The following is a 5,420-nucleotide window of genomic DNA, read 5'->3' as shown; positions in this document are numbered from 1 at the left end:
GCGCACCGCGCCCCTCCCGCGTCCCTCGTCCCGTCGTGCCGCCCTCCACCCGATCACCGATCGGCCCGGCGCGCCACCGCACGCGGGGCGCGCCCGACGGGCGCCGGCGCAGCGGGAGGGGTCGTGCGCCGCGTTCGAGCGCCTGGGCCACCGCGTGCGGGTGCTGCCGGGGTGCCCGGCCTGCCGGACGTGGTGCACGTCAACGAGGGCGAGGGCGACCTGCTCGTGGTGGGCGAGCACCTGCTGGCCGGGCACGGCTCCCGCACCGAGCTCGCCGCGCTGACCGTGCTGGACGAGGACCCGGCGCACCCGGACGTGGCCTGGCCAAGTGCTGCACGCTGGTGCTGCGGCGGCAGGCGCTCAGCCCTCGTCCGCGTCGTCGGGCCGCGCGGGTCCGGCGACGGCGTCCGGGCCGCCCTCCAGCAGCGCGCGGAAGCCGTCCTCGTCGAGGGTGCGCACGCCCAGCTGCTCGGCCTTGTCGGCCTTGGACCCCGGCGCCTCGCCGACGACGACGAAGGAGGTCTTCTTCGACACGCCGCTGGAGGCCTTCCCGCCGCGGGCCAGGATCGCCTCCCTGGCCTCGTCGCGGGTGAAGCCGCTCAGCGAGCCGGTGACCACGACGGTGAGCCCCTCCAGGGTGCGCGGGGTGGACTCGTCGCGCTCGTCCTCCATGCGCACCCCGGCCCGGCGCCACTTGTCCACGACGGCGCGGTGCCAGTCGACCTCGAGCCACTCGCGCACCGCCTCGGCGATGGTGGGGCCCACGCCCTCGGTGGCCGCGAGCTCCTCCAGGGAGGCGGCCTCGACCGCCTCGAACGAGCCGAACCGCCCGGCCAGGGCGCGCGCCGCCGTCGGGCCGACGTGCCGGATCGACAGGGCCACCAGCACCCGCCACAGCGGCTGCGACTTCGCCGCCTCCAGGTTCGCCAGCAGCCGGCGCCCGTTGGCCGAGAGGGTGCCGTTCTTGTTGGTGAACAGCGCCACCCGCAGCAGGTCGTCCTCGGTGAGGTCGAACAGGTCGCCCTCGTCGGCGACGACGCCGGCCTGCGGCAGCGCGGTGGCCGCCTCGTAGCCCAGGGCCTCCACGTCGAAGGCGCCGCGGCCGGCGACGTGGAAGATGCGCTCGCGCACCTGCGCGGGGCAGCTGCGCGCGTTGGGGCAGCGGATGTCGACGTCGTCGGCGCGCTCGCGGCGCAGCTCGGTGCCGCACTCGGGGCAGTGCGTGGGGAAGGCGAACTCGCGCTCGTCGCCGGTGCGCAGGTCCACCACCGGGCCGACGACCTCGGGGATGACGTCGCCGGCCTTGCGCACCACGACGGTGTCGCCGATGAGCACGCCCTTGCGCTTGACCTCGTCGGCGTTGTGCAGGGTGGACAGCTGCACGGTGGAACCGGCCACCTTGACCGGCTCCAGGAACGCGAACGGGGTGACCCGCCCGGTGCGCCCGACGTTGACGCGGATGTCGCGCAGCTTCGTGGTCACCTCCTCCGGCGGGTACTTGAAGGCGATGGCCCAGCGCGGCGCGCGGGAGGTGGCGCCCAGCCGGCGCTGCAGGGGCACCTGGTCGACCTTGACGACGACGCCGTCGATCTCGTGCTCGACGTCGTGGCGGTGCTCGCCGTAGTACCGGACGTACTCGGCGACCTCCGGCAGGGTGTCCACGACCCGCACCCGCGGGGAGGTGGGCAGGCCCCAGCGGGCCAGCTTGCCGTACGCCTGCGACTGCGTGTCGTTCTCCATGCCGCGCCGGGCGCCGACGCCGTGCACGAGCATCCGCAGCGGCCGCGAGGCGGTGACCCGGGGGTCCTTCTGGCGCAGCGAGCCGGCCGCGGCGTTGCGGGGGTTGGCGAAGGGCGCCTTGCCCGCGTCCATGATGCGGGCGTTGAGCTCCTCGAAGGCGGCGAGGGGGAAGAAGACCTCCCCGCGCACCTCCAGGAACTCCGGCACGTCCTCGCCGGTGAGCCGCTGCGGCACGTCGGCGATGGTGCGCACGTTCAGGGTGACGTCCTCGCCGGTGCGCCCGTCGCCGCGGGTGACCCCGCGCACCAGGCGCCCGCCCTCGTAGACCAGGTCGATGGCCAGGCCGTCGATCTTCGGCTCGCACAGGAACCGCGCCCCGGTGCCGACCTCCTTCTCCACGCGCGCCGCCCACGCGGCCAGCTCGTCGGTGGAGAAGGCGTTGTCCAGGCTGAGCATCCGCTCGGGGTGGTCCACGGCGGTGAACTCCGTGGAGAACGTCCCGCCCACCGTCTGCGTGGGCGAGCCCGGCGTGCGCAGCTGCGGGTGCTGCTCCTCCAGGGCGCGCAGCTCGCGCTCCAGCGCGTCGTACTCGCCGTCGCTGATCGGGGAGGCGTTGCGCACGTAGTAGGCGAAGCGGGCGGCCTCGATGCGCTGGACCAGCTCGTCCCAGCGGTGCCGCGCGGCGGCGGGGACGTCCCCGTGCAGCGGGTCCTCGTCGACGGTGCTCTCGGCGCTCTGGCTCACGCCCGCCATCCTGCCGCGCGGCTCGGACACGCGCCGGGCGAGGGGTGGCGCGGCCAGCACCGCGCGGGCACCCGCTGTTCACCCGGGCGCCCACCGCCGTCCCTCCGGCGGTCCGGTGCCCTGCCCTAGCGTCCCCGCCCGTGACCCCCCGCTCCCGGCGCAGCGCCGCCGCCCTCGTCCTCGCCGGTGCCGTGGCCGCCGGCGCCCTCGCCGGCACCACGGCCGCCTCCGCCCGCCCGGACCGGTTCGGCCACGACTTCCCCGCGCAGTCCGCGCGCCTGCTCGACCGGCACGTGCTGCCCGCGGCGACCTCCGGCGAGCCCGTCCCCAGCGGCGCGGCGATCGAGGGCGCCAACGGCGTCGCGGTGCCGTTCGCCGCCCAGCCCGTGCAGGGCTTCTCCGGCAACCTCGTGCAGCGCGACGGCAGCTGGCTGGTGCTCTCGGACAACGGCTACGGCGCGAAGTCGAACAGCGCGGACTTCCTGCTGGCCGTGCACCGCCTGCAGCCGGCCGACGACGGCTCGCTGGCCGTCGTGCCCGGCGGGTTCACCCTCTCCGACCCGCACGGGGAGGTGACCTGGCCGCTGACGCGCGAGGACCGGCGCCTGACCGGCGCGGACTTCGACCCCGAGTCCTTCCGGCAGGCCCCCGACGGCACGTTCTGGTTCGGCGAGGAGTTCGGCCCGTACCTGCTGCACACCGACGCCGCCGGCCGCCTGCTGGAGGCGCCGGTGCCGCTGCCGGGCGTGGCCTCGCCCAGCAACCCGACCCTGGGCGGCGCCGCGCCGACCCTGGGCGGCAGCAAGGGCTTCGAGGGCATGGCGATCTCGCGCGACGGCCGGTACCTGTTCCCGATGCTCGAGGGCCCCGTGGTCGGCGACGACCCGCAGGACCTGCGCGTGATGCGCTACGACACGCAGCAGCACCGCTACCGCGGCGAGGAGTTCACCTACCGCCTGGAGTCGCCGAAGAACGCCATCGGCGACTTCGCCCGGGTCGACGACCACCGGTTCCTGGTGCTGGAGCGCGACGGCGGGGAGGGCGCCACCGCGGTGTTCAAGGCCGTGTTCCTCGTGGACACCAGCCGCACCGACGCCTCGGGGCACCCGCTGAAGACCCAGCTGGTGAACCTCATGGCCGTGCCGGACCCCGACGGCGTGGCCCCGGAGCTGAGCGGCACCTCCGGCTACGTCACGTTCCCGTTCCAGACCATCGAGAGCATCGCCGTCACCGGCGAGCACACGATCCTCGTGGGCAACGACAACAACTTCCCGTTCTCCGCCGGGCGCACCCCCGGCGTGCCCGACGACGACGAGTTCCTCACCATCGAGGTGCAGGCGGACCTGCGCTGAGGCCGCTGCCCGTCTCCCCGCCCGGCGTCAGGAGGCCGCCGAGCCGGACGGGGAGCCGGTCGCCCGGCGCAGCACCGCGAACTCCAGGTCGTCGCGGCGCGGCACCCCGAAGCGCTCGTCGCCGTGCGGGAACGGGCGCCGCTCGCCGGTGGGGGTGAAACCGCGCCGCTCGTACCAGGCGATCAGGTCGGTGCGCTGGGCGATGACCGTCATCTCCAGCGCCGCCGCGCCCCAGCGGCGCACCGCCTCGGCGTCGGCGCGCTCGAGCACGCGGCGCCCGATGCCGGCGCCCTGCAGGTGCGGGCGCACCGCGAACGTGCCGAAGTAGGCGTCGTCCCCGGCCCGGCGCAGCTCGCAGCAGGCCACCAGCTGCGCGCCCGGGCCGCGCTCGGCGAGCAGCAGCACCGCCTCGGGGTCCTCCACGACCGCGCCGACGCCCGCGGCGTCGGTGCGCTGCCCGCCCAGCAGGTCCGCCTCGGTGGTCCAGCCGGCCCGGCTGGCCTCGCCGCGGTAGGCGGACTCCACGAGCTCCACCACCGCGGGCACGTCGGCCGGCCCGGCCTCCCGGAAGGACAGCGGCGCGCGCTCAGTCACCGGAGGCCTCCGCGAGCGCCGCGCCCGCCTCCCGCAGCCGGCGCAGCAGGGGCCGCAGCGCCGCCGGCGGCAGGTCCTGCAGCCCGCCGGCGGGGGTGAGCACCACGTCCACCAGCCCGGCGGCCGGCAGGCCCACCCGCCGCCACGGCCCGCGCACCGCGTCCACCAGCGCGGCCACCGGCGGCACCGGCGCCGCGGCCGGCAGCACCCCGGCCCACAGCCGCACCCCGTCCTCCACGGTGGCCGCCAGCGACTCCCAGGCGTGCGCGCCCAGGCCGCCCACGTCCAGGGCCACCCCGGCCGCGCCGACCTCGCGCACCAGCGCCAGCGGCGGCTCGTCGGGCGCCAGGCGCACCACCGGCTCGGCGCCGGCGGCGCGCACGGCCTCCACCACGGTGCGCAGGCCCGCGCGCACCTCGGCGCGGTCCACCGCCCGCAGGGTGCCGTAGCCGGACTGCGTGGGCAGCCGCCCGGCCAGCACGGCGGGCAGCGAGGGCTCCTCCAGCTGCACGACCGGCCGGGCGCCGGGCACCAGGCGGCGCAGGTCGGCGACGTGGGCCGCGACCCCCTCGGCGAGGGAGTCCACGACGTCGCGGCGCGCGCCGGGGTCGGAGGCGCTGCGCTCCCCGCGCGGCAGCTCCACCGCGGCGGCCAGCGACCACGGGCCCAGCACCGCCAGCACCAGCGGCCCGTCCCAGCCCTCGGCGGCCTCGGCGAGCTCGTCGAGGTCGGCGCGCAGGTGGGCGGCGGCGCGCGCGGCGTCGCGGCCGGGGGCGTCGGTGAAGCGCCAGCCGGAGGGCTGCAGGTCCACGGGCATGTCCACCAGCAGCGCGGCGGCCCGGCCGACGGCGTCCGCGCCGGGGCCGCGGGCGGGCAACTGCGGCAGGTGCGGCACGTGCGGGGGCTCGCCCAGCTCGCCCAGCACGGTGCGGGACGCCTCGCGCGGGTCGGTGCCCGGCAGGGCGACGGGGGCGCTCACCGCGCCGGGGG

At 77.1% G+C, this 5,420-nt stretch carries 4 protein-coding genes; 1 reads left to right on the top strand and 3 read right to left on the bottom strand.

Annotation, left to right across the window (positions count from 1 at the left end):
• Positions 1-360: 360 nt before the first annotated feature.
• On the bottom strand, positions 361-2,493 hold the full coding sequence (ligA, locus tag GTR00_RS13635) for an NAD-dependent DNA ligase LigA (protein ID WP_166612157.1): 2,133 nt from the start codon (positions 2,491-2,493) through the stop codon (positions 361-363).
• Between the two features lie 131 nt (positions 2,494-2,624).
• Between ligA and GTR00_RS13630 the strand changes: the two genes are divergently transcribed.
• Complete coding sequence (locus GTR00_RS13630; protein WP_166612156.1) at positions 2,625-3,836, top strand: esterase-like activity of phytase family protein; 1,212 nt, start codon at positions 2,625-2,627, stop codon at positions 3,834-3,836.
• A 27-nt stretch (positions 3,837-3,863) separates the two neighbouring features.
• On the opposite strand, the gene GTR00_RS13625 is transcribed toward GTR00_RS13630, so the two are convergent.
• Positions 3,864-4,430, bottom strand: a complete 567-nt coding sequence (locus GTR00_RS13625) for a GNAT family N-acetyltransferase (RefSeq protein WP_166612155.1) — start codon at positions 4,428-4,430, stop codon at positions 3,864-3,866.
• Positions 4,423-5,420 (bottom strand): uroporphyrinogen decarboxylase/cobalamine-independent methonine synthase family protein (locus tag GTR00_RS13620; protein ID WP_205705762.1); only part of this gene is annotated, 998 nt, incomplete at its 5' end. The genes GTR00_RS13625 and GTR00_RS13620, both read right to left, overlap by 8 nt.

This window comes from Kineococcus indalonis, from assembly GCF_009906395.1.
GTDB classification, from domain to species: domain Bacteria; phylum Actinomycetota; class Actinomycetes; order Actinomycetales; family Kineococcaceae; genus Kineococcus; species Kineococcus indalonis.
Note: the sequence above shows the minus strand (reverse complement) of the source record. Positions and strands in the feature narration are given on the sequence as shown.